The sequence below is a fragment of the Kribbella sp. VKM Ac-2571 genome (genome assembly GCF_004362255.1).
Classification (GTDB): domain Bacteria; phylum Actinomycetota; class Actinomycetes; order Propionibacteriales; family Kribbellaceae; genus Kribbella; species Kribbella pratensis.
Genome location: NZ_SNWS01000013.1, coordinates 174,490 through 195,770, shown reverse-complemented (window position 1 = coordinate 195,770; position 21,281 = coordinate 174,490). Strand labels below are relative to the sequence as shown.

The 21,281-nt window shown below is 68.3% G+C and carries 15 protein-coding genes; 8 read left to right on the top strand and 7 right to left on the bottom strand.

Translation table 11 applies throughout. The features are described from left to right. Nucleotides 1-6 precede the first annotated feature (6 nt). The 5 genes from EV651_RS27215 to EV651_RS27195 are packed head-to-tail and all read left to right on the top strand — an operon-like array spanning nt 7 to nt 7,544. Nucleotides 7-1,134 carry an FCD domain-containing protein gene (locus tag EV651_RS27215; protein WP_166658804.1) on the top strand — a complete coding sequence of 376 codons (1,128 nt, stop codon included), beginning with the start codon at nt 7-9 and terminating at the stop codon, nt 1,132-1,134. Beyond that, the gene (locus EV651_RS27210) at nt 1,131-1,907 is read left to right on the top strand and encodes an amidohydrolase (RefSeq protein WP_133788089.1); all 777 of its coding nucleotides are present in this window, start codon (nt 1,131-1,133) and stop codon (nt 1,905-1,907) included. The genes EV651_RS27215 and EV651_RS27210 overlap by 4 nt, the downstream gene beginning before the upstream one ends. Then, nucleotides 1,904-4,333, top strand: a complete 2,430-nt coding sequence (locus tag EV651_RS27205) for a glycoside hydrolase N-terminal domain-containing protein (RefSeq protein WP_133788088.1) — start codon at nt 1,904-1,906, stop codon at nt 4,331-4,333. The genes EV651_RS27210 and EV651_RS27205 overlap by 4 nt, the downstream gene beginning before the upstream one ends. After that, entirely contained in the window at nt 4,330-7,080 is a 2,751-nt protein-coding gene (locus EV651_RS27200) for a glycoside hydrolase (protein ID WP_133788087.1), read from the top strand. The genes EV651_RS27205 and EV651_RS27200 overlap by 4 nt, the downstream gene beginning before the upstream one ends. A gap of 2 nt (nt 7,081-7,082) precedes the next feature. After that, entirely contained in the window at nt 7,083-7,544 is a 462-nt protein-coding gene (locus tag EV651_RS27195) for an HIT family protein (protein ID WP_133788086.1), read from the top strand. A gap of 15 nt (nt 7,545-7,559) precedes the next feature. Here EV651_RS27195 and EV651_RS27190 read toward each other — a convergent pair whose 3' ends face one another. Next, a complete protein-coding gene (locus EV651_RS27190) occupies nt 7,560-8,264 on the bottom strand; it encodes an SDR family oxidoreductase (protein WP_202870531.1) in 705 nt (234 codons plus the stop codon). Nucleotides 8,265-8,343: 79 nt separating this feature from the next. On the opposite strand from EV651_RS27190, the gene EV651_RS27185 reads away from it, so the two are divergent. Both EV651_RS27185 and EV651_RS41565 read left to right on the top strand, forming a co-directional pair. Further along, nucleotides 8,344-8,721 (top strand): helix-turn-helix domain-containing protein, encoded by a 378-nt coding sequence (locus tag EV651_RS27185; protein WP_133788084.1) that lies wholly within the window; start codon nt 8,344-8,346, stop codon nt 8,719-8,721. Nucleotides 8,722-9,189: 468 nt separating this feature from the next. Further along, nucleotides 9,190-9,339, top strand: a complete 150-nt coding sequence (locus EV651_RS41565) for a hypothetical protein (protein WP_166658803.1) — start codon at nt 9,190-9,192, stop codon at nt 9,337-9,339. Nucleotides 9,340-9,390: 51 nt separating this feature from the next. On the opposite strand, the gene EV651_RS41560 is transcribed toward EV651_RS41565, so the two are convergent. Beyond that, nucleotides 9,391-9,537: a hypothetical protein gene (locus tag EV651_RS41560; protein WP_166658802.1), complete on the bottom strand. Its 147-nt coding sequence runs from the start codon at nt 9,535-9,537 to the stop codon at nt 9,391-9,393. Between the two features lie 596 nt (nt 9,538-10,133). Between EV651_RS41560 and EV651_RS27180 the strand changes: the two genes are divergently transcribed. Then, on the top strand, nt 10,134-11,819 hold the full coding sequence (locus EV651_RS27180; RefSeq protein WP_370353426.1) for an IS1182 family transposase: 1,686 nt from the start codon (nt 10,134-10,136) through the stop codon (nt 11,817-11,819). Here the strand turns inward: EV651_RS27180 and EV651_RS27175 are convergent. Genes EV651_RS27175 through EV651_RS27155 form a run of 5 tightly spaced genes read right to left on the bottom strand, consistent with a single transcriptional unit; the run spans nt 11,791 to nt 21,216 of the window. After that, a complete protein-coding gene (locus EV651_RS27175; protein ID WP_133788082.1) occupies nt 11,791-13,470 on the bottom strand; it encodes an HNH endonuclease signature motif containing protein in 1,680 nt (559 codons plus the stop codon). The two genes, EV651_RS27180 and EV651_RS27175, sit on opposite strands and share 29 nt — an antisense overlap. Continuing rightward, nucleotides 13,467-16,715: a glycoside hydrolase family 2 TIM barrel-domain containing protein gene (locus EV651_RS27170; protein ID WP_202870530.1), complete on the bottom strand. Its 3,249-nt coding sequence runs from the start codon at nt 16,713-16,715 to the stop codon at nt 13,467-13,469. Before EV651_RS27170 ends, EV651_RS27175 begins: the two co-directional genes overlap by 4 nt. Then, complete coding sequence (locus EV651_RS27165; RefSeq protein WP_133788080.1) at nt 16,712-18,742, bottom strand: beta-galactosidase; 2,031 nt, start codon at nt 18,740-18,742, stop codon at nt 16,712-16,714. Before EV651_RS27165 ends, EV651_RS27170 begins: the two co-directional genes overlap by 4 nt. Before the next feature lie 55 nt (nt 18,743-18,797). Continuing rightward, complete coding sequence (locus EV651_RS27160; protein ID WP_133788079.1) at nt 18,798-19,805, bottom strand: LacI family DNA-binding transcriptional regulator; 1,008 nt, start codon at nt 19,803-19,805, stop codon at nt 18,798-18,800. 25 nt (nt 19,806-19,830) lie between these two features. Further along, nucleotides 19,831-21,216 carry a glycoside hydrolase family 28 protein gene (locus tag EV651_RS27155; protein ID WP_133788078.1) on the bottom strand — a complete coding sequence of 462 codons (1,386 nt, stop codon included), beginning with the start codon at nt 21,214-21,216 and terminating at the stop codon, nt 19,831-19,833. Nucleotides 21,217-21,281 lie beyond the last annotated feature (65 nt).

Genomic DNA, 21,281 nt, shown 5'->3' with positions numbered 1-21,281 from the left:
GCAGCCATGCCCGATGCCGGAAGACCGAAGTCCCCGCTGACCCTGTCGGTGCCCGAGCGGACCGCGCTCAGCCAGCTCGCGGCCGCCCCGCGGACCAGTGCCGCGATGCGGCTGCGGGCCCGGATCGTGCTGGCCAGCGCCGAGGGACGCTCGAACAAGGCGGTCGCGGACCTGCTCGAGGTCACTCCGGGCACGGTCGGCAAATGGCGCCGGAGGTTCCTCCGGATGGGCATGGCCGGCCTCGACGACGGGATGCGCAGCGGACGGCCGCGGATGGTCGACCGGGTGCAACTGGGTGCCACGTCGATAACAGGTGCGCCAACATCGATGGCCGATTCCGGACATCGCCCGTCAACCCGCGAACTGGCGGCGGCGTACGGCGTCTCGCAGTCGACGGTCTCGCGGCGGCGCCGGGAGGAGGTCCAGCACTACCGCTCCGGTGCTGGAATCAGCGTGGCGACCAGCCGTCCCGCCCCACCGCCGCCCGGTGACACGGAGTTGCTGTCCGACCGGGTGTACGAGGCGATCCGCGGCTGGATACTGTCCGGCGAGCTGGCGCCCGGGATGCGCGTGGTCGAGTCCGAGATCGCCCGGGTGCTCGGCACCAGCCAGACCCCGGCCCGGGAAGCGGTACGCCGGTTGGCGCACGAGGGACTCGTCACGTATCGCCCGCGGCTGGGCAACTTCGTCACCGAGATCTCGCAGGTCGAGGCCCGGGAGGCGCGGGAGGTCCGCGTACTGCTCGAGTCCGCGGCAGCGCGCCGGGCGACCGGGCACGCGCCGCCGGAGGAGCTCGACCTGCTCCGGATCGAGGTGCAGCGGATGATCGAGGCGGCCGGCCATCACGACATCGGCGCGTTCCGCGAGGCTGACCTGCGGTTCCACCGGCAGGTGCTGGCGACCAGCGGCAACTCGATGCTGCTGCGCGTGTGGCGGACCCTGGAGCCGGCGCTGTGGAGCCTGCAGGTGGTGTCGAACGCGATGTACGCCGGCGACTGGGGCCTGATGGCACGCCGCCACCTGGACCTGATCGAGGTACTCGCCGGCACCGACCCCGAGGACTCCGCACGGCTCTTCGCCGCGCACGCCCGCGGCGAGAGCTCTATCACCAGACCAGCCGGCCGGCCCTCATGATCGACGCCCACGTCCACGTCTGGGACCTGACCCGCCGCCGCCTCCCCTGGCTGGCCCCCGACCACCCCCTCCGCCGCAACTTCACCCTCGCTGACCTACCCGACCCACCCAACCCCTCCCACCTTGTGCTTGTTCAGGCGGATGCTGATCCCGCGGAGGTGGGTGAGCTGCTGGCGCTGGCTGGGGAGGACCCGCGTGTGGTTGGTGTGGTCGGCTGGTTCGACCTGCTCGATTTCCCGGACCGGCTCCCGGACGACCCGCTGCTTGTCGGCGTGCGCAGTCCACCGGTCGACCAGACCGACCCTGACCTGCTGACAGCTCCCGCGCACGTGCGCGGCGTGCGGGCCGCCGCCGACGCCGGCCTCGCCATCGACCTCCTGCTCCGCCCCTCCGCCCTGCTCGGTGCCGCCCGGCTGGCTTCCGCCGTACCGGACGCCCGTCTCGTGCTCGACCACCTCGGCAACCCGACAGCTGCCACCGCCGAGTGGCGGTCCGGAATGCAGGCACTCGCCGAGTGCCCGAACGTGACCGTCAAGCTCTCCGGCATCGCCCACCTCGCGACCGACGACCTCCGCACGCTGGTCGACGTCGCCCTCGAACTCTTCGGCAGTGAACGGTTGCTGTTCGGCTCGGACTGGCCCGTGTGCACGCTGGCCGCCACCCGCGCCGAGGTGATCCGCCGTACCACCGCACTGCTGCCACCCGCCACGCACAACGACGTGTTCCGTGGCACCGCCCAGCGCATCTACCGCTCCAGGGAGACCGCCCCATGACCCAGTACACCCGCCGCCAGGTTCTCAGGACCGCCGGCGCCGCAGCCGGCACCGCAGTTGTAGCCGGCTCGCTCACCAATCCCCTGACCGCAACTGCCGCAGCACCTCCCGGCAGCGACACCAACCCGCTCAAGCTCTGGTACACCCAGCCCGCCACCGAGTGGCTGCAGGCACTTGCCATCGGCAACGGGCGCCTCGGCGCCATGGTGTACGGCGGCACCGCGACCGAGCAGCTGCAGCTGAACGAGGACTCGATCTGGGCCGGCGGTCCACACCAGTACGACGACCCGATCGGCAAGGACGTCCTCCCGGAGATCCGGCGGCTGATCGCCGAGGAGAAGTACCTCGACGCGCAGAACCTCGCCGACGCGCACTTCATGGGTCTCCCGCACGAGCAGATGCAGTACCAGCCGGTCGGCTACCTTTCGCTGGCGTTTCCGGGCATCGACGCGACCGCAGTCACGGCGTACCGGCGAGAGCTCGACCTGACCACCGCGATCACGTCGGTCAGCTACGAGCACGCAGGCGTGCGCTACACGCGGGAGGTGTTCGTCAGCCATCCCGCGCAGGTGCTGGTGATGCGGCTGACGGCCAGCCAGCGCGGTGCGCTCACGTTCGACGCGACGTACAGCACGGAGCAGGCCGCGACACCTTCGGCGTACGACAAGCAGACGCTGGCACTCAACGGGATCAGCGGCGACGCCGAGGGCCTGACCGGTTCGGTGAAGTTCTGCGCGCTGCTACGGGCGTTTGCCGAAGGCGGGTCCACGACGGTTGCTGACGGCAAGCTCTCGGTCGCAGGTGCGGACGAGGTCACGCTGCTGTTCTCGGTCGGCACCAGCTACCGCAACTACCTCGACGTCGGCGCGGACCAGGTCGCTCGCGCCGTAGCACCACTGGCCGCCGTCGGACGCCCGGCGTACGGCGCACTGCGGCACCAGCACGTGGAGGACTACCAGCGGCTCTTCGGGCGCCTCGATATCGACCTCGGTACTTCGGACTCGATCGCGCTGCCGACCGACCAGCGAATCATGACATTCCGCAACGGAGGCGATCCGCAACTGGCCGCGCTGTACTACCAGTTCGGTCGGTACCTGCTGATCTCCAGCTCCCGCACCCCGGGCCAGCCCGCGAACCTGCAGGGCATCTGGAGCTACAAGATGCTGCCCGAGTGGCAGTCCAAGTTCACGCTGAACATCAACTGCGAGATGAACTACTGGCCGGCCGGTCCGGCGAACCTGGCGGAGTGCTGGGACCCGCTGTTCCAGATGATCGGCGAGCTGTCCGAGTCCGGCGCCCGTACTGCGGCCACCATGTACGACGCGCCTGGCTGGGTAGCGCACCACAACACGGACGGATGGCGCGGGACCGCGCCGGTCGACTTCGCGTACTACGGGGTCTGGCCGACCGGCGGTGCGTGGCTGTCGCTGCTGTTCTGGGAGCGGTACGAGTACACCGGCGACCTGGACATGCTGCGGAAGTACTACCCGGTCCTGCGCGGCTCCGTGGAGTTCTTCCTCGACCAGCTGCAGACCGACGCGAAGACGGGGTGGCTGGTGACCAGCCCGTCACACTCCCCCGAGGTCAAGCACCACGACTACGACAACGTCGGCGTGAGCATGTGCGCGGGGCCGACGATGGACACCGAGATCCTGCACGACCTGTTCAAGGTGTTCGGACAGGCGTCCACGTTGCTGGGTGTCGACAGCGCTATGGCTGCTGCCGCTGCGGACGCGCGGTCGAAGTTGGCGCCGCTCCAGATCGGGTACCTCGGCCAGATCCAGGAGTGGCTGATCGACTGGGAGGAGGCCGCCCTGGAGACGAGTCGACATGTCTCACACCTGTGGGCCGTGTTCCCGAGCGACCAGGTGACACCACGCAGTACGCCGGAACTCGCCGACGCGGCCCGCAAGTCGCTGGAGCTGCGCGGTCCGGCCGTTACCGCCGGGTGGTCGCTGGCGTGGAAGCTCAACCTCCGCGCCCGGCTGCTCGAGCCGGACAACGCGTACAAGCACCTGACCCAGCTGCTGGGTCCTGGCCGTACCGCGCCGAACATGTTCGACCTGCACCCGCCGTTCCAGATCGACGGGAACTTCGGCGGCATCTCCGGGATCACCGAGATGATCATGCAGAGCCACTCCGGCGAGATCGCGCTGCTCCCCTGCCTGCCGACTGCGTTCCCGAGCGGGAGCGTCCGCGGCATGCGCGCCCGCGGCGGCTTCGACCTCGAGTTCTCTTGGTCCGGCGGGAAGTTGACCAAGGCAACGGTTCGGTCGCTGCTCGGCAACCGGCTGCGGCTGCGGACCGGCGCTTCGGTGGACGTCAAGTCGTCCATCGGCCCGGTGGCGTTCGCCCGCCCGGAGGACGGCGTCGTGGAGTTCCGCACTCGCCCGGGCGTCGACTACTTCATCGAGGTGCGCGCGTGACGGCTCTTCGATTGACGGTGCCGTTGCTGGCCGCGCTGCTCACTGTGGGCGCGACCTCTGTGCCGGCTGCCAGTAGTACGCCTTCTGAGCAGGGGACGACCGCCTGGCGTGACGGTGCACTGCAGGGCGACACGGCCGGACTGGTGTCACGGTCCGACCTCGTCCAGGAGGGCCCTGCGTGGCGCTCGTACCAGGCGATGCCGCTCGGGAACGGTGTGCTGGGTGCGTCGGTCTGGGCCGAGAAGGGCTACAGCGCACAGCTCAACCGCGTGGACACGTTCCCGGACCTCAAGTCCGCCGGGCGTCTCGTCGTACCCGGTCTGGACTCTCTGATGCGTGCCGACGACTACAGCGGACGGCTGGCGCTGTACGACGGTCAGGTCGTACAGAGCGGTGGCGGTCTCACTGCACGCTCCTACGTGCGTGCTGACGCGGACCAGTTCGTTCTGGAGGTGACTGGTGCGGACCCATCGCAGGTGCAGACCGCTGACCTGAAGCTGTGGGCCGGCCGTTCCCCGGCCGTCAGTGCAGCTGGTGGGATTGCGGCGCTCGCGGAGACGTTCCACGACGAGGCGTCCGGCAGCATCACCGGTGCGGTTGCCGCACTGACAGCACAGGCCCAGGGCGTCACCGCGTCGGTGGTGGACCCGCTGACGGTGCGGCTGACGTTTCGGCCGCGTGCGGACGGCAGTTTCCGGCTCGTGGTCGGCGTACCGTCGTACCGCGGCGGAGAACTGCGGGCAGCCGCGCGACGTGCCGTTGTCGAGTCGCCCAGTCATCACCTCGAGTGGTGGCACGCGTTCTGGGCCAAGGCGGCGCCGATGCGGATCACGTCAGCGGACGGGTCCGGTGAGTACGTCGAGAACCTGCGGACGTTGCAGCTGTACACGATGGCCGCGTCGATGCGCGGCGACGTACCGAGCACGCATGGTGCGGTGGTGCGGATGTTCTCGTCCTCGGGAGACCAGGCGGACTGGGCGCAGGACTCGTACTGGCACTTCAACCTACGGATGCTGGTGTCCGCGAACCTCGGCGCGGGCATCGGCGAGCTCAACTCGCCGTACTTCAAGTTCTACCTGGACCGTGCCGAGCTGATGCGCGAGTGGACACGCACCCACTGGAAAGGCGGCGAGGGCCTCTGCCTGCCGGAGTTCATGCGGTACGACGGCACTGGCGACGGCTGCGACAACATGCAGGAGCCCAGCTGGACACGGCGGATCCTGACCAGCGGGCCGGAGCTGGTGAACAACATCTGGCAGCAGTACCGGTACACCGGTGACACGGCCCTGCTGAATCGGAGCTATCCGCTGATGCGGGACGTGGCACGGTTCTACCTATCCGCGATGACCACGGGCGCGGACGGCTATCTGCACCTGGAGCACGTGAATGCTCTTGAGGTGCAGTGGGACACCAGCGATCCGGTGCCGGACCTGGCTGCGATGCGGGTCATCTTCCCGCTCGTCGCCGACCTGGCGACGTCGCATGGGGATACAGCGTTGGCTCACCAGTTGCGGGATGCTGTGGGCAAGCTGCCGCCGTTCCGGACCGTGCAGCGTGGCGGCGAGGAGGTGCTGGCGTGGTCCGGGACCGACGAGGAGTCGCACAACACGCAGAACCCGGAGATGGAGGCGCTGTGGCCGTGGGGCGTGTTCGACGAGACCTCCGAGCTGATGCAGGCGACGTACCGGCAACGCGTGTACCCGCAGGACAAGGACTGGGGCATGGACTCCACCTGGGCCGCCCGGCTCGGGCTCTCGGACGAGGTGAAACGCCTGCTGCTGAAGGGGATCGCCGACTTCCAGATCTACCCGAACGGCTTCACCGTGCACCGCACCGGCCAGGAAGCGGTCCGGAACCGCAGCTTCTACAACGAGTGGGGCGGTGTACTCACCACCGGGCTGCAGGAGGCACTGGTCCAGTCGTACGACGGGGTTGTGCACGTTGCGCCCGCGTGGCCGCGTGATTGGGACGTCGCTGGGTCAGTGCAGATCGAGGGCGGGCACCGGATCAGCACCGAGGTACACGACGGCGTACCGACGGTGGTCGGCATCCAGGCCGGCAGCCGCGACACGTTGAAGCTGCGCAACCCGTGGCCGGGTCAGCAGGTCCGCGTGGTCGACTCTCATGGACGTGTTGTGGTCAGTGGGACTTCTGCCGACCTCGTGACCCTGCAGACGGCTCCCGGTACGTCGTACACGCTCGAGCGCGTCGCCGTACCGCTGTCGTCCTTCACGTTCGCCCCGCTGACCGGTCAGCCTGCGTCTGCGGTCAAGACGGTCGGCAACCGGGTCCTGGGCATCACGCGGAGCGAGCCGCCGCTGCTGAGCGACCTGGTGTCCGTGCAGTCGCCGGAGAAGCTGACCAACCTCGTCAAGGCTCAGGTCGGTGCGCCGATCTATGTGGATCGCAGCTACACGGTCACTGAGCTGCCTGGGGCATTGAACGGTCAGGCGTTGGTACAGGGCTCCAACGACGACTCCAAGGCCACGACACCACCTGACTACCTGACGCTGTCTTTGACTCGGCCGGCGACCGTGTACGTCGCCTTCGATCCGCGTGGCGAGAACGTGTGGTGGCCGTCGTGGCTGTCCTCGTTCACTCGCACTGGTGAGACAGTCGGTACGACGGACCAGCGCCTGGTCCTCTTCAAACGCGACGTACCCGCCGGGCAGGTCGTTTTGGGCCCGAACTCCGGTGTGGCGGGCAAGGGGAACTCCACCTACGTCACGTTTGTGGTACCACGCTGAGCATGTTCAACCACGCACCCGACGGCTACGACTGCCCCTTCTGCCGACTGGCCGCCGGCGGCGAAGACCCCCTCACGGCGCAGCACGACATAGTGCTGCGCCGTGAGCACGCACTGGCCTTCGTAGCCTCCCGGTGGTGGCCCAACAACAAGGGCCACGTCCTCGTGGTCCCGACCGCCCACCACGAGAACCTGTACGACCTACCCCCGGAATCCGGGCACGCCGTCCACGACGTAGTCCGCGACATCGCCATCGCCATGCGTAGCACCTACGGCTGTGAAGGAATCTCCACCCGCCAACACAACGAACCCGCCGGCTACCAGGACGCCTGGCACTACCACGTCCACGTCTTCCCCCGTTACCCCAACGACAACCTCTACAACACCCGCCACCTGGAAACCCCCGCCACCCCCGCCCAACGAGCCCCCTACATCCACCGCCTCCGCGGCGTGCTCGGCGACTGACGGGCGCGGGTGCCGTCAGGAGGTCTTGTGGCGCGCGCCGCCCTCGAGGTGGATTGTCTCGCCGGAGATGAACCCCGCACGGAGGAGCCACATCACCGCGTCGACGACGTCGTCGGACTCGCCGTACCGTCCGACCAGCGTTCCAGCGGCACTCTTGCTCAACAAGCCGGCCTTACTGTCACCCAACCGGTCCCAAGCACCTGAATCGACGACCCCGGGCGAGATGGCATTGACCCGCACCGGGGCAAGGTCCGCCGCGAGGTGACGAGCGACGTACTCGACCGCACCATTGGTCACTCCCTTGACCAGCGAACCCGGTCCCGGCCGCCACCCGACCACCCCGGAGAACAACACGATCGACCCGTTCGGCCGCAGTACCGGCGCGAAATGCTTGGCCACCAGCATCGGCCCGATCACCTTCGCCGTGAACGCAGCCACCAACTTGTCGTGATCCAACTCGACCGCCCGAACATCGTGCGGCGCCGAACCTGTCGACACGACGTGGTCGATCCCCTCCGCAAACCGCCCGGCCGCCGCCGCGATCGTCGCCTCGTCCTGCAGATCGATCCGCACCGCGGCCGCACCGATCTCAGCCGCCCGCGCCTCGGCCGCAGCCAGATCACGCGCACCGATCACCACCTCGTACCCCTCCTTCACCGCCCGCCGCGCCACGGCCGCCCCCAGCGCCCGCGCACCACCGATGACCAAGATCCGCTCCACTGTCGTCACTCCCTCTCGTAGGATCGGACCCAACGGTATGGATTTGATACCGGTATCTTCAACGGAACTAGGAGCACCCATGGGCAAGGCCTACAACGTGATGGCAGCGACCTGCCCGAGCCGCACCGTCCTCCACCGCATCGGCGCCCGCTGGACCGTATTCGTCGTCAACGCCCTCGCCGACGGCCCACGCCGCTTTACCGACCTGAAAGCCCACATCCAGGGCATCACCCCGAAGGTCCTGACCGAGACGCTGCGCTCCCTCGAAGCCGACGGCCTGATCAGCCGGCACGAGCACGCCGAGAACCCACCCCGCGTCGAATACGCCCTCACACCACTAGGCCACTCACTCCTCATCCCACTCCGCGCCGTACGACTCTGGGCCGAACAACACGTCCCCGACATCGATGCCGCCCGAGCCCGCCACGAACACCAGCCGTACGCCGACCCGGTCTGAACGGAACGAGCCACGCCGGGCGCCCGGTCCAACCCGGTCCAACCCGGTCCAACCCGGCCCAACCCGGCCCAACCCGGTCCAGGGTTGGTCCACCGCGCGGCTACCGATCCCCCCACTCGAAGCCGACGTCCGCGGCTGAATCAGCGTGTGGATCGCAGCTCGCATACCCTTCCCCCGCCGTACAGACCTCACCCGACACCACGACCACGCTTTCAGTACGCCGCGGGCCCCGGCCCTCTGCACCAAGACCGCCGACCAGATCTTGAACCGCCCCGCCGCATACCGCGCACGAGTTGATGACCCGCGAGGCATCCGGCCCGGAACGCGTGACGTGACCGCCACCGAGTGCGCGGAGCTGTCAACGCCGAGAGCGTCCGACAGCGAGCAGCGCGACGCCGATTCCGATGATCATGTGCGCGCCGCTACTGCGGCAGGCCAAGGATCGCCGAGACCCGGTGGGCTCACATCGTGGCGATTCAGCAAGGCCGCGCCGAGCTCGGTGTTCGCGAAGTGAGTACGTCGAACCACCAGGCGATCGAGATCGACGCGAAGAGCAGCGGTGGGCTCACATCGTGGCGATTCAGCAAGGCCGCGCCGAGCTCGGTGTTCGCGAAGTGAGTACGTCGAACCACCAGGCGATCGAGATCGACGCGAAGAGCAGCGGTGGGCTCACATCGTGGCGAAGGAGGGCGGGCCGGCGCCGGACTCGTTGGTAGCGCGGTCGCCCCACACCGCGAACCGCGCCGCCTCCGCGCGTGTCAGCTCATCGGCCTGCCAGCGGCTGGGCCCCACACCCGACGCGACGGCCGCAGGCACCGCGGTCCCACCCCACGGATCCTCCGCTGGGGTTGAGATTTGGGGCGTTGGGTTGCCTGTCGGCGCGAGTCTGCCGTCCGGTGGATCCGAGGGCGTGGGGTACTCACCCGGCGGCTCCGGTGCCCGGGTCGCGTCGTCCGATGAACCTGACGGCATGGGGCGTCCGCCCGACGGCTCGGGTGCCCGGGTCGCGTCGTCCGATGAACCTGACGGCATGGGGCGTCCGCCCGGCGGCTCCGGTGCCCGGGTCGCGTCGTCCAATGAACCTGACAGCATGGGGCGTCCGCCCGGCGGCTCCGGTGCCCGGGTCGCGTCGTCCGATGAACTTGACGGCGTGGGGTGTTCGCCGGGTGGCTTGTGGGCTTGGGGGGTGTCGGTTGGTGGTTTGTGTGGATGGTGGGGTGGTGGGTCGGCCCAGGTGGGTCTGGTTACGTGGACTTGGCCGTTGGTGATGGTGATGGTCCAGTGGCCGTGGTGCAGGTCGGTGTGGTGGCGGCGGCAGACGAGAGGCTGTCGCATGAATCGCGTGTCTTCTGGAGTGGGGGTGGGTCCGGGCGAAATACTTTGGTGTGGCTGTGAATGTGCGTTGTGGCGATGTGGATCAGTTGATGTTGATGCCGCCGTCGGTGCGGGAATGGCTGCCTGAGGATCACTTGGCGTTCTTCGTGGTCGATACGGTGGCCGAGCTCGATCTTGCGGAGTTCTTCGCTGCTTATCGGACTGATGGGCGCGGTGGTTCGGTCTACGATCCGGCGATGATGCTGGCGGTGTTGCTGTATGCCTACTGCACCGGTGAGCGGTCCTCGCGCCGGGTCGAACGGCGTCTGGTCGAGGACGTCGCCTACCGGGTGGTCGCAGCGAACCAGCAGCCTGATCACGCCACGATCGCGCGGTTTCGGGCGCGTCATGAAGACGCGATTGCGGGGCTGTTCGGGCAGGTGCTTGGCCTGTGTGTGCGGGCCGGGCTGGTCGATGCCGGCGTGATCGCGATCGACGGCACGAAGATCGCCGCGAATGCGTCGTTCTTCGTCAACCGCGAAGGCAAAGCGCTGGCCAAGGAACTGGCCGCGATGGCCGAGCACAACCAGACCGCCGGTCAGGACGGGTCTGCCGGATCTGCCGGATCTGCCGGGTCTGGTGATCTGGTTGATGCGGCGCATGAGATCGCCAAGGCGATCTTGGACGAGGCCGCAGCCGTCGACGCGGTCGAGGACGCCGAGCATGGCGATGCCCGCGGCGACGAGCTTCCGGCCGAGTGGGCGGGAGGCCGGGATCGTCGAGCCCGGATCCGTGCCGCGCTGGATGAGCTGGAGTCCCAGAAGTCGCGCGACTACGAGTCCCGGATGGCTGAGCGCGCGAAGAAGGAAACCGAGCTGGGACGGAAGCTGACCGGCCCCAAACCCAAGGAAGACGCCGCCCGGCGTTCGAAGCCGCGGCGGGCCAACACCACCGACCCGCACTCGCGGATCATTGCGCAGGCATCGAAGGGTGTGATGCAGGGCTACAACGCCCAAACAGCTGCGACGACTGCTCAGATCGTGATCGCGGCCGAGGTCACCGCCACCAGCAACGATCAACCGCACTTCGTGCCGATGGCCACCGCGGTGACCGAGAACCTCACCGACGCCGGCCACGCCGAGGGGGTCGGCACGTTTGTGGCCGATGCCGGGTACTGGACCGCCGCGAACGGCACCACTCCTGTTGGCGCCGAGGTGCTCATCGCGACGAAGAAAACCTCGTGGCGCAAGGCCGACAAACCCGACGACGACAAGCTCGCGGTCCTGGCCAAGGTCAACCGCGGCGAGTTATCACAACGCAAGGCCGGCGAGATCCTCGGCGTCTCCCACACCTGGGTGCGGGACATGACCAAGCGGTACTTCGGCACCGAGGGACAACGCATCACCCGAAGCGCCGAGCCCGAACCCGCCGAATGGATCCCAGTGATCGAACGCGTGGACCGCGGCGAGATCTCGAAACGTGCCGCCCGCGACCAGCTCGATGTCTCCGACACCCGGATCAACGCCATGCTCGCCCACGTCCGTGGCGAAGCCACCGACCCGACGATCGCGCGCAAAGCAATGGACGCCAAACTCGCCGAACCCGGCAGCGCCGAACTCTACAAGAAACGGGCCTCGAGCATCGAACCCGTCTTCGGCAACATCAAACACAACCTCAGATTCCGGCGCTTCGCCCGCCGCAGCCTCCCGGCCGTGCACAGCGAATGGCGCCTCATCTGCACCGTCCACAACCTCCTCAAGCTGCAGCAAGCCACCCCCGCCTGACCGGCAGGCAGCCCGGACCGCCGAAACACGACACCAACCTCGACCCTGGCCACGAGGATTCGTGCGACAGCCTCACGAGGGCGAGGTTGTCGAGCTTGGTGTCGCCGCCGTCGATCCAGGAGATCAAATGATGTGCGTCGCACATGACCGGTGGCGCGTTGCAGATCACGCAGCCGCGGTCGCGGGTGTTGAGGGCGCGGCGCATCGCCTTGGTGACAAGGCGTTCGCGGCGGCCGACGTCGAGGGGTTCGGAGTTGGCGCCGAGCACGATCGGGATGATGTTGGCGTCGCAGGCGAGGCGGCGGATGGTGGCGGCGGACAGTCCGTTGCTGTAGACGGTGTGCCCGATCGCGTCCGCGGTGGCTGCCTTCAGGTCCTCGAAGTCGATGGTCACGGTCAGGTTCGCCTTCGCCCCGAACCCAGGCACCACATCACCACCCACACCAGCCACCGCACCACCGGCCGAACCACCGCGGCAGCCGGTCGCCACAGCGCCGTCCAAGCCGCCATCGGGGCAGCTCACCACGTCAACCGCCGTCTCCGACGCAGAACCAGCCGCCGCAGGACGTGTCTGGACAGAACCAGACTCCGCGGAACCAGCCGACCGGGAACCAGCCTGCGTGAAACCAGCCTCCGTGGGATCGGTCGCAGTGGGATCGGTCGCAGTGGGATCGGTCGCAGTGGGATCGGTCGCAGTGGGATCGGTCGCAGTGGGATCGGTCGCAGTGGGATCGGTCGCAGTGGAAGCAGCCGTCGGGGATTTGGCAGGTGCGGTGGTGGGGCGGGGCATCGTGGGGGACGGGGTGCCTGCGTCGAGGGCGGTGGCTGCGAGCGTCAACGTGGTGGTGAGGGCATCCGCCTGGCGCTTTTCGCGGGAACGGGGATCGCGCTCGCCGTCGATGGTTTTGTGGGGGCGGGCGCCGGCGGTGATCATCGTGCGGAGGAGTTCGGCGTTTTCGTTGGCCAGATAGCCGGTGAACTTCACGCCCCGGTCGGCGGTCTTCAAGGTCAAGGTCTCGCGCTTGGCGGCCTTGTCCTCTTGGGGTTCGGGGCCGTCGGTGTCGAGGATGTCGCGGGACTGTTCGGCGGCCTTGCGCAGGTCGGTCGGGGACAGGTGTCGGGCGAGGCGGACGAGTTCTTGTTCGGCGAACTCGACATCGGCCACCGGCACCGTCGTTGGCACCTTTTCCAGGGCGGTGACGATTGCTTCGGCCTGCGCTGGCCGCAACAGCACCTCAGGCACCGACCTCCGATTCGCCACGTCGGCTGCATCCTCCCCATCTGTCGCCGCCGGCGCGTCGGGGTTGGGGAGGGCGGCGGTGACGGCTGGGTACTTGGGGAGTGCGCGGGCCAGGCGGACGTCGCGGTAGGCGCGGGAGCGGTCGAGGCGGTGGCGGAACTCCAGGTACTGGACCATGTCACGCGCGCCGACCCGTTCGGCGTATCCGGACTTGTCCATCGCCGCGATCAACCGCAGGCGGCGGGTCTCGATGCGGGCCAGGTCGGCGTCGGCCTGGTCGAGGGCGTGCGCCAGCTCCGCGTCACTCATCAGCTCGGCCGGCTTGTCCATGCAGTAAAGCCTAGACACCCCCACCGACAGTTTTTGAAGCCAGAGCCCCTTATTTTCAAGGAGATTCGGTGCAGCTCTCAACTGTATGGCTGGAATCTGAGGGTGAACGTGTACGGCGCTACTTCGAGGGTGTGCTGTGGGGTGGCGGGTGGGCCGCAGGAGGCGGAGCCTAGGCCGTTCTGGGCCAGGTCGAGGTTCAGGTAGATGTGGTCATGGGGCGTGAGGTCCGAGCGGTGGCGGGCGCGTTCCAGGTCCTCGGTGGTCCACCGGCGGGCGGTGAGCTGGAAATACGGCGTACCGGTCACTCGGAAGCCGTTGCCGTTGGCATCGGTCAGCGAAGCCCAGCGTACGTCGATGCGGGAGCCGTTCTCCTGCGGTACGACGTATGGCGTCTGCAGCTCGTCCACGGTGCGTGCGTACCGTCCCACTCGGGCTGCCTCGCGGCTGTCGGCGTACGCCTCGTCCGGGCCGCCGCCGTACCACTGCACGTTCTCCAGGTCCTTGGGGAGCGTCAGCCGTACGCCGACGCGCGGCCAGCTGCTGCAGCGTGGGGTGACTGCTGTGCCGGCCCATTCGCCTTCCGGCTGTACGTCGACTGTCAGTTGGAGGCTGTGTTCGTTGGCGGTCCAGTGGTACGTCGTACGTACGCTGACGCCGAGGCCCTCGGGGGCTACTCTCGTGCGCACGATTAGCTCGTTGTCCTGCACTTCTACGGCGTCCACTCGGTGCAGCAGTCGGTCGAGGCCGGCGGCTCGCCATTCTTGGGTGACGCCGTTCCGGCCGCCTTGACCGTTGTCGTTGTCGGTTGGAGCGCGCCAGAGGTCCAGCTCTGGACCGTCGATCGCCTGTCCGAAGAGGCGGGTCAGCTTGCCGGTATGACGGTCGAACTCTCCTCCACCGAGTGTTAGTACTTCTCCGTTGTCCACCACGGGAGCTGCCGCTGGAGCAGGTGGCTCGGTGGGTTGGGACAGGACGAACTGCGCCCAGGCGATCTCATGTCCCGCAGTAGCCCACGCTTCGTCCTTCGCCAGCACCGCACGCACGGTCAGCACCCGCTCTCCATCAGAAGACGAGGAGGCGAGCCCAGTCTCAGGTAGAGCGCGGGTGAGGGCTGGGGCCGTTGGCCCGGGTGCGGCGGGGCGGGCGGGAGTCGTGGCGTGCGTGGGGGCGGGCGTCGCGGTGGACGCGGCGGTGGTCATGGCGGTGGACGCGGCGGTGGCGGTGGCGGTGGACGCAGCGGCGGGCGTGGTGGTGGTGGCGGCTGGCGCGGCGGTGGCGGCTGGCGCGGCGGCGGCGGTGGACGCAGCGGCGGTGGACGCAGCGGTGGGCGCGGGTGTGGTGTGGGTGGCGGTGGAGCTGTGGGTGGGGGTGGCGGTGGTGGTGTGGGCGGTGGATGGGAGGGGGATGGTGGTGGATTTGCCTGGGGGGATGGGTGGGAGGGGCAGGTAACCGGTGGCTAGTTCTTGGCCGTCTTCGGTGAGAGTCCAGTGGAACTGCAGGTCGGTGGTGTCTGTGTGGGTTCGGTGGTTGTGGATGGTTAGGGGGTCGGGGCCGGTGATGCGTACTGGTTCCAGGACCTTCTTGTATTCGGTGAGGCCCGGGGACGGGGTTCGGTCGGGAAAAAGCAGGCCGTCGATGCAGAAGTTGGTGCCGTGGAGCCGCTCGCCGAAGTCGCCGCCGTACACGTGGTCGGTTGCGCCGGGCAACAACAAGCCGTGGTCGATCCACTCCCACACGAAGCCGCCCTGCAGGCGCGGGTAGCGCTCCAGGACCTGCTGGTAGTCGGCCAACCCACCGGGACCGTTGCCCATCGCATGGGCGTACTCGGCGAGGATGAACGGCAGCGCACGCCGCCTGGCCTCCAGCGAAGGGTGTTCCGCGGTCTCCTCCGGTACGTCCTCCGTCCGCGTCCCGATCGCCTCGAGGTCCTCCAGCGGCGGGTACATCAGGCTGTAGAAGTCCGAGAACTCGTACGTCCGGTCCCGCTCGTAGAACACCGCCCGCTGCGGATCCCGCTGCCGCGTCCACGCGGCGAGCTCGCCGAAGTTCCGGCCGCGATGGCTCTCGTTGGCCAGCGACCAGATCACCACGCTCGGATGGTTCTTGTCGCGCTCGACCATCCGGCGCATCCGGTCGAGCATCAGCGGCGCCCAGGCCGGGTCGTCGGCCGGGTTGCCGCGCCAGTCGGTGTAGATGAAGCCGTGCGTCTCGATGTCGCACTCGTCGATGACCCAGAGCCCGAGTTCGTCGCACAGGTCGAGGAACGCGGGATGCGGCGGATAGTGCGCGGTCCGTACGGCGTTGATGTTGTGCTGCTTCATCAGCACCAGGTCCTGCCTCATCGCCTCGACTGTCATCGCCCGGCCGCGGCGTTCGTCGTGTTCGTGCCGGTTCACGCCGCGGAAGAACAACGGCTTCCCGTTCGCGGTGAACAGCCCGTCGACCATCGCCACGGTCCGGAACCCGATCCGCAGCTCGACCGTCTCCCCCGGCACCTCGACCGTCGCGTCGTACAACCGCGGCAGCTCCGCCGACCACGGCTCCACCCCGCTGATCGTCACCGGCACACCAGGCTCGACGACCACCCCGAGCTCCGGCACCCGCACAACCGCACCCAGCACCGAGTCCGACACCGAGTCCAAAACCGAGTCCGACACCGAGGATGAGCCCAAGGATGAGCCCAACGACGTGACGTCGACCCGCAGCGTCCCGGCACCGGTCTGATGGTCGTACGACGCATACACGAAAACATCGTCGATCAACGGGCGCGCGAGCAGGGTCACGTCCCGGAAGATGCCCGGCAACCACCACATGTCCTGGTCCTCGAGGTACGAACCCGACGACCACTGGTGGACCCGCACAGCCAGCGTGTTCCGCCCCGGCCGCAGCAGCTGCCCGACCGTGAATTCACTCGGCAGCCGGCTGCCCTTCGCGGTCCCGGCCTCGACGCCGTTCACCCACACCTTGAAACACGAGTCGACGCCCTCGAACCGCAGTACCGCACCGTCGATCGGCCAGTCGTCCGGCAGCTCGAACGTCCGGACGTGGTCGCCCGTCGGGTTCGCGTCCGGGGCGTACGGCGGATCGATCGGGAAGGGAAACGCGGTGTTGGTATACCGCGGTCGGTCGTGTCCCTGGAGTACCCAGTGCCCGGGAACCGTCAGCTCGCCCCAGTCCGGCTCGACCTTTGGCATACCATCCGGCGCGCTGTCCCAGAGCTTGAAGTTCCACCGCCCGTTCAGGCTGATCCGCGGCCGGGACGAGCGCAGCCACGCCCGCGGTTCCCGCGCGCCGGTGCTCGGCGTCAGATCCTCGAAGTACCTCACTGCGCCTCCTTGAGCACCTGAACATCCCACGGCCCCAACTCAACCCGCGCCAACGCAACCTGCCCCGACTCCACGGGTACGGGCGGCACAACAGCCGTTGGCGGCTCGACTACCACTGCCGTTCTCGACCAGTTGTGCACGAACCACAGGCGCTCCCCCGCCGCGTTCACCGCCGACAGGGCGGTCACCGACGGAGCCCACAGCCGCGACTCCCCGTACAGCGCCGCAGCCAAAGCACGATCCGGCACTGTCCCGACGTACGTCACCTGGCCAGCACCGAACTGCTTGCTGGTGACGATCGGCCGGCGTCCGGTCGGATGCTCGTACGTCGCCAGTACGTCGGCATCGTCGACGAGCAACGTCTCCGCCCACCGCGTCGCGTACCCGTCCAATCCGCTGACCGGCATCGCGGACTCCAGGTTCTCGAACTCCTGGTATGCCATTCCGGCCGCCTGCCGCAACCGCGGCGGCGCAACCTCAGGGCGCGGCCGAGCCTCCAGATCCGCATAACCGGTGCGCGGTCCGACGATCAGATGCCCACCGTTCCGCGCATAGGAGACCAACCGATCCAGCAACCCATCCGACGCGACATAAAGCCCGGCCGCGACGACCACCGGAGCCGACAACGCAGCCTCGAGCCGCTCGACCGGCACCACCTCAGGCCGCAACCCGGCGTCCAGAATCCCCGAGTAGAAGGCCTCCACGATCGTCCGGTACGACGCCTTGTCCGGTATACCACCGCGCGTCGCCAACGGCGGCTGGCACTGCATCGCCCAGTCGCTCTCGTTCGACCACAGCACCGCGACGTCCACGTCAGGCGTCAGGTCCACCACCGACGACCCGGCCGCCGCCAACTCGGCACCGATCGCAGCGATCTCGCGGTATACCCGTCCCGGCTCCAACCCGTGCCCGAGAATCCCGCCCCAGAACGTCTCCGCTCCGTGATGGATCGAGTGCCAGTGCCAGTACTCGACCATCCGCGCACCACGCGACACCATCGCCCACGCGAGCTGCCGGAGCTGCCCGTCGTACGGCGGCCGGTTCTGGTGCGCACCGCCGATCGACGTCGCGTTCGTCTCGGTCACCAGGAACGGCTCCCCGCGCGACCCGTAGACCCGGTCCGCGGCCAGGAACAGTTCGGCGACACTCCGCCCGATCCACCCCGGCTCCAGCCGCGACGCTGAAGCAGGCCGAGCCAACCCGTCCTGGACGTCGACATAAACGTTGCCCGCCGCAACGTCCAGCTGCGACGTCAACGGTACGTCGGCGACCGCCGGCCGGTCGTACGCCAGGCACGTCGTCACGAACTGCCCCGGCCGCCGCAACCCCCGCAGCAGCGAGGCCTGCCATCCGATGAACTCAGAAGTCCGCGCCGCCTGGAACCGTCGCCAGGCCAGGTCGTACGACGGCGTGCTGTTCCCGTCCGGCCGCCACAGCTCGGACCAGTCGCTCAACCGATGCGACCAGTACGTCAATCCCCACGCCTCGTTCAGCGCCTCGACGTCGCCGTACGTCCGACGCAGCCGTGCCACGAAGTCCTCGAACGCGGACGAGTTGTGAGCCAGCAGCACACCGGGCTCGTTGTCGACCTGATACCCGATGACCGCCGGATGATCGCGATACCGCTCCACGATCCGCCGCACCACCCGCTCCGCGTGGAACAGGAACGCCGGCTGCCCGTAGTCAATCTCCTGCCGGACTCCCCACGGCACCGGTACGCCGGTCTGCCGCTCCGCCGCGATCTCCGGGTGCGCGCGTTGCAGCCACGGCGGCACGGCGTACGTCGGCGTTCCGAGGATCACGCCGATCCCGCGGTCACGAGCACCGTCGAGCACCGGGCGGATCCATTCGAGGTCGAAGACGCCGTCCCGCGGTTCCCAGGTCGACCAGACCGACTCACCGACACGGATGGCGGTGATGCCGGCCGCAACCATCAGGTCCAGGTCGGTCGGGACCCGATCACCGACCGAGCGCGGCAGGTACTCCGGGTAGTAGGCCGTCCCCAGCACGACATGTGGCGGCAGCATGCGCCAACGCTAACCGACGCGACGTCACTCGTGCAATCGTTTGCACACAGGGAATTCAGTTTGCGCGGATCCTCGCCCGTCGCCGTGCTGGGCCGGTGCTGGCTCGTACTACGAGCTCCGGGGTGAGCAGGTCCGGCGCGGGCCAGTCGGCGCCGCCGAGTCGCTTGGTCAGCTGCTCCCAGGCGAGTTCGCCCAGCTTGGCCCGCTCGTTGCGCAACGAGGTCAGCGGCGGCCGGGAGTACGCTGCGATCGGAATGTCGTCGTACGACGCGACCGACAGCTCGGACGGGACCTCGACGCCGTTGTCGTACATCCAGCTCAACAGGCCGATCCCGACCAGGTCGTTGAACGTGATCACCGCTGTCGCCCGGCTGTGCAGCACCGTCGGGCCGGCGTCGTACCCGTGGTTGCCGGACCAGCCCCCGTCGACCTCGTCCAGAGTCACATCGAGCGCACGCGCCGTACGACGCAACGTCCGTCGGCGCTCCCCGTCGGACCAGGAGGTGGCCGGCCCGCCGACGTACAGCACCCGGCGATGACCGAGACCGGTGAGATGCTCGAGCAGCAGTCGCGAGGCGGCGCGGTAGTCGATCGCGACCACGCCGGCGTTCTTCACGGTGCGGTTGATGCAGACCACGGGCACCGGCTGCGCCAGCGCCTTCTCCAGGCCGGCGCGGGTCAGTCGCGAGCTGCAGAGCACCAGCGCGCCGGAGTAGTCGACGAGCTCGTCGACGAGTCGCAGCTCCTCGGCCGGGTCCTCACTGCTCTCACCGATCAGCAGCCGGTACCCACCGGCCCGCGCGGCGGCGTTGAGGCCCTTCAGGACCTCGGAGAAGAACGGGTTCGTCAGGTCCGGCACCGTCACGCCGACGGTCAGCGGGCGGCCGAGCTTGAACTCCTGCGCCCGCTTGTCGGCGCGGTACCCCAGCTGGCCGGCGACCTCGCGCACATGCGCGACCACCTCGGGCGAGATCAGGTCCGAACCGTTCAGCGCCCGCGACACCGTCGAGACCGAGGTACCGGCCTCGCGTGCCACGTCGATCAACCGAACCCGTTCCGCCACTGTCTTCCTCTCAGCCCTGGTGTCCTCAAGTCTGGCCGATCCGCACGTTCCGGATCGTCACGTCGTCGGCGTACTGTACGACAGCTTCCGCCGCGACCTCATCGAACCGGCTGTCGGTGATCGCCACCGAGGTGATGTGCTTCGTCTCCGCTCCCACGATGCGGTACGCCCGCTCGGCGCGGGCCACCCGGACCCGGTCGAAGCGGATGCCGCTCACATCCGGGAACAGCGACTGGTCGCCACCTCCCTGGTAGCTGAAAGTAACCTCCAAAGGACGATACATCCAGGCCCGCGAATCCACGTCGCGGACATCGACATTGTGCACATAGCCGCCGCGGGTCGAGGTCGACTTCACGCAGAGCAGCCATTGCAGGTACGCCTCGTCCGCGGCCGGATCGGCCGGCGCGGACAAACGGCGTACGAACACGTCCTCGACACCACCGCTCAGCTCGCTACCGACGGCGACCGCGGCGCCACCGCTGAGGAACGTGCAGTCCTCCACGATGATCCCGCGTGACGGCAGCCCGAGCCGGCGACCGTCGGCGTCCCGGCCGGACTTGATCGCGATGCAGTCGTCGTGGGTCGCGAACGTGCAGTCGCGGATCAGTACGTCGGTGCAGGACTCCGGATTGCAGCCGTCGCCGTTCGGGCCCAGGTTGCTGACGGTGACGCCCCGGACGGTGACGTTGCGGCACTCGAGCGGATGGATCGTCCACATCGGCGAGTCCTTCACGGTCACGCCTTCGATCAGCACGTTCGTACACCGGAACGGCTGGATGAAGCTCGGACGGAGGTAGTGCCCCGCACCGAAGACACGCTGCTCGACCGGGACCTGCTCGTTGTTCATCCGCTCCAGCTCGCCCCAGTCGGCGCGTTGGTTCGGCAGGCCGGTGTGCCAGCCGTACTGGCCGCTGCCGATCAGGTACCACCAGTGCTCGTTGTCGCCGGCACCATCGAGCGTGCCCTTACCGGTGATGCCGATGTCGGTCTGCCCCTCGGCGCGGATCAGCGACGAGTAGTTGTACACCTCGACGCTCTGCCACCGCGTCCGCACGACGGGCAGGTACGCCGCCGGGTCGGTGCTGAACCGCAGCGTCGCGCCTTCCTCCAGGTGCAGGTCGACGTGACTCAACAGGTTGATCGCACCGGTCTGCCACACCCCCGGCGGTACGACGACATGCCCGCCACCGGCGTGATGGCAGGCGGAGACGGCCGCGGCGATCCCAGCGGTCGCGTCGTCGGGCGTCGCGCCGTACGCCGTGATCGGGAACCACACGTCCCTAAACCGCGGCGGCCGGATCCGCGCTCTGACGAGAGCCTCCTGATCGGCGGCGGCCGCGGGCAGTCCGATGCCTGCAGCAACCACCCCTCCGAGCGAGACACCGAGCAGCTGACGACGCGTGGGGCGCATAGGACAACCTTCCTCAGGGACGGATGAGGTAAAGCTTTGCCCGCAAGTATCCAAGAGATTTCTGG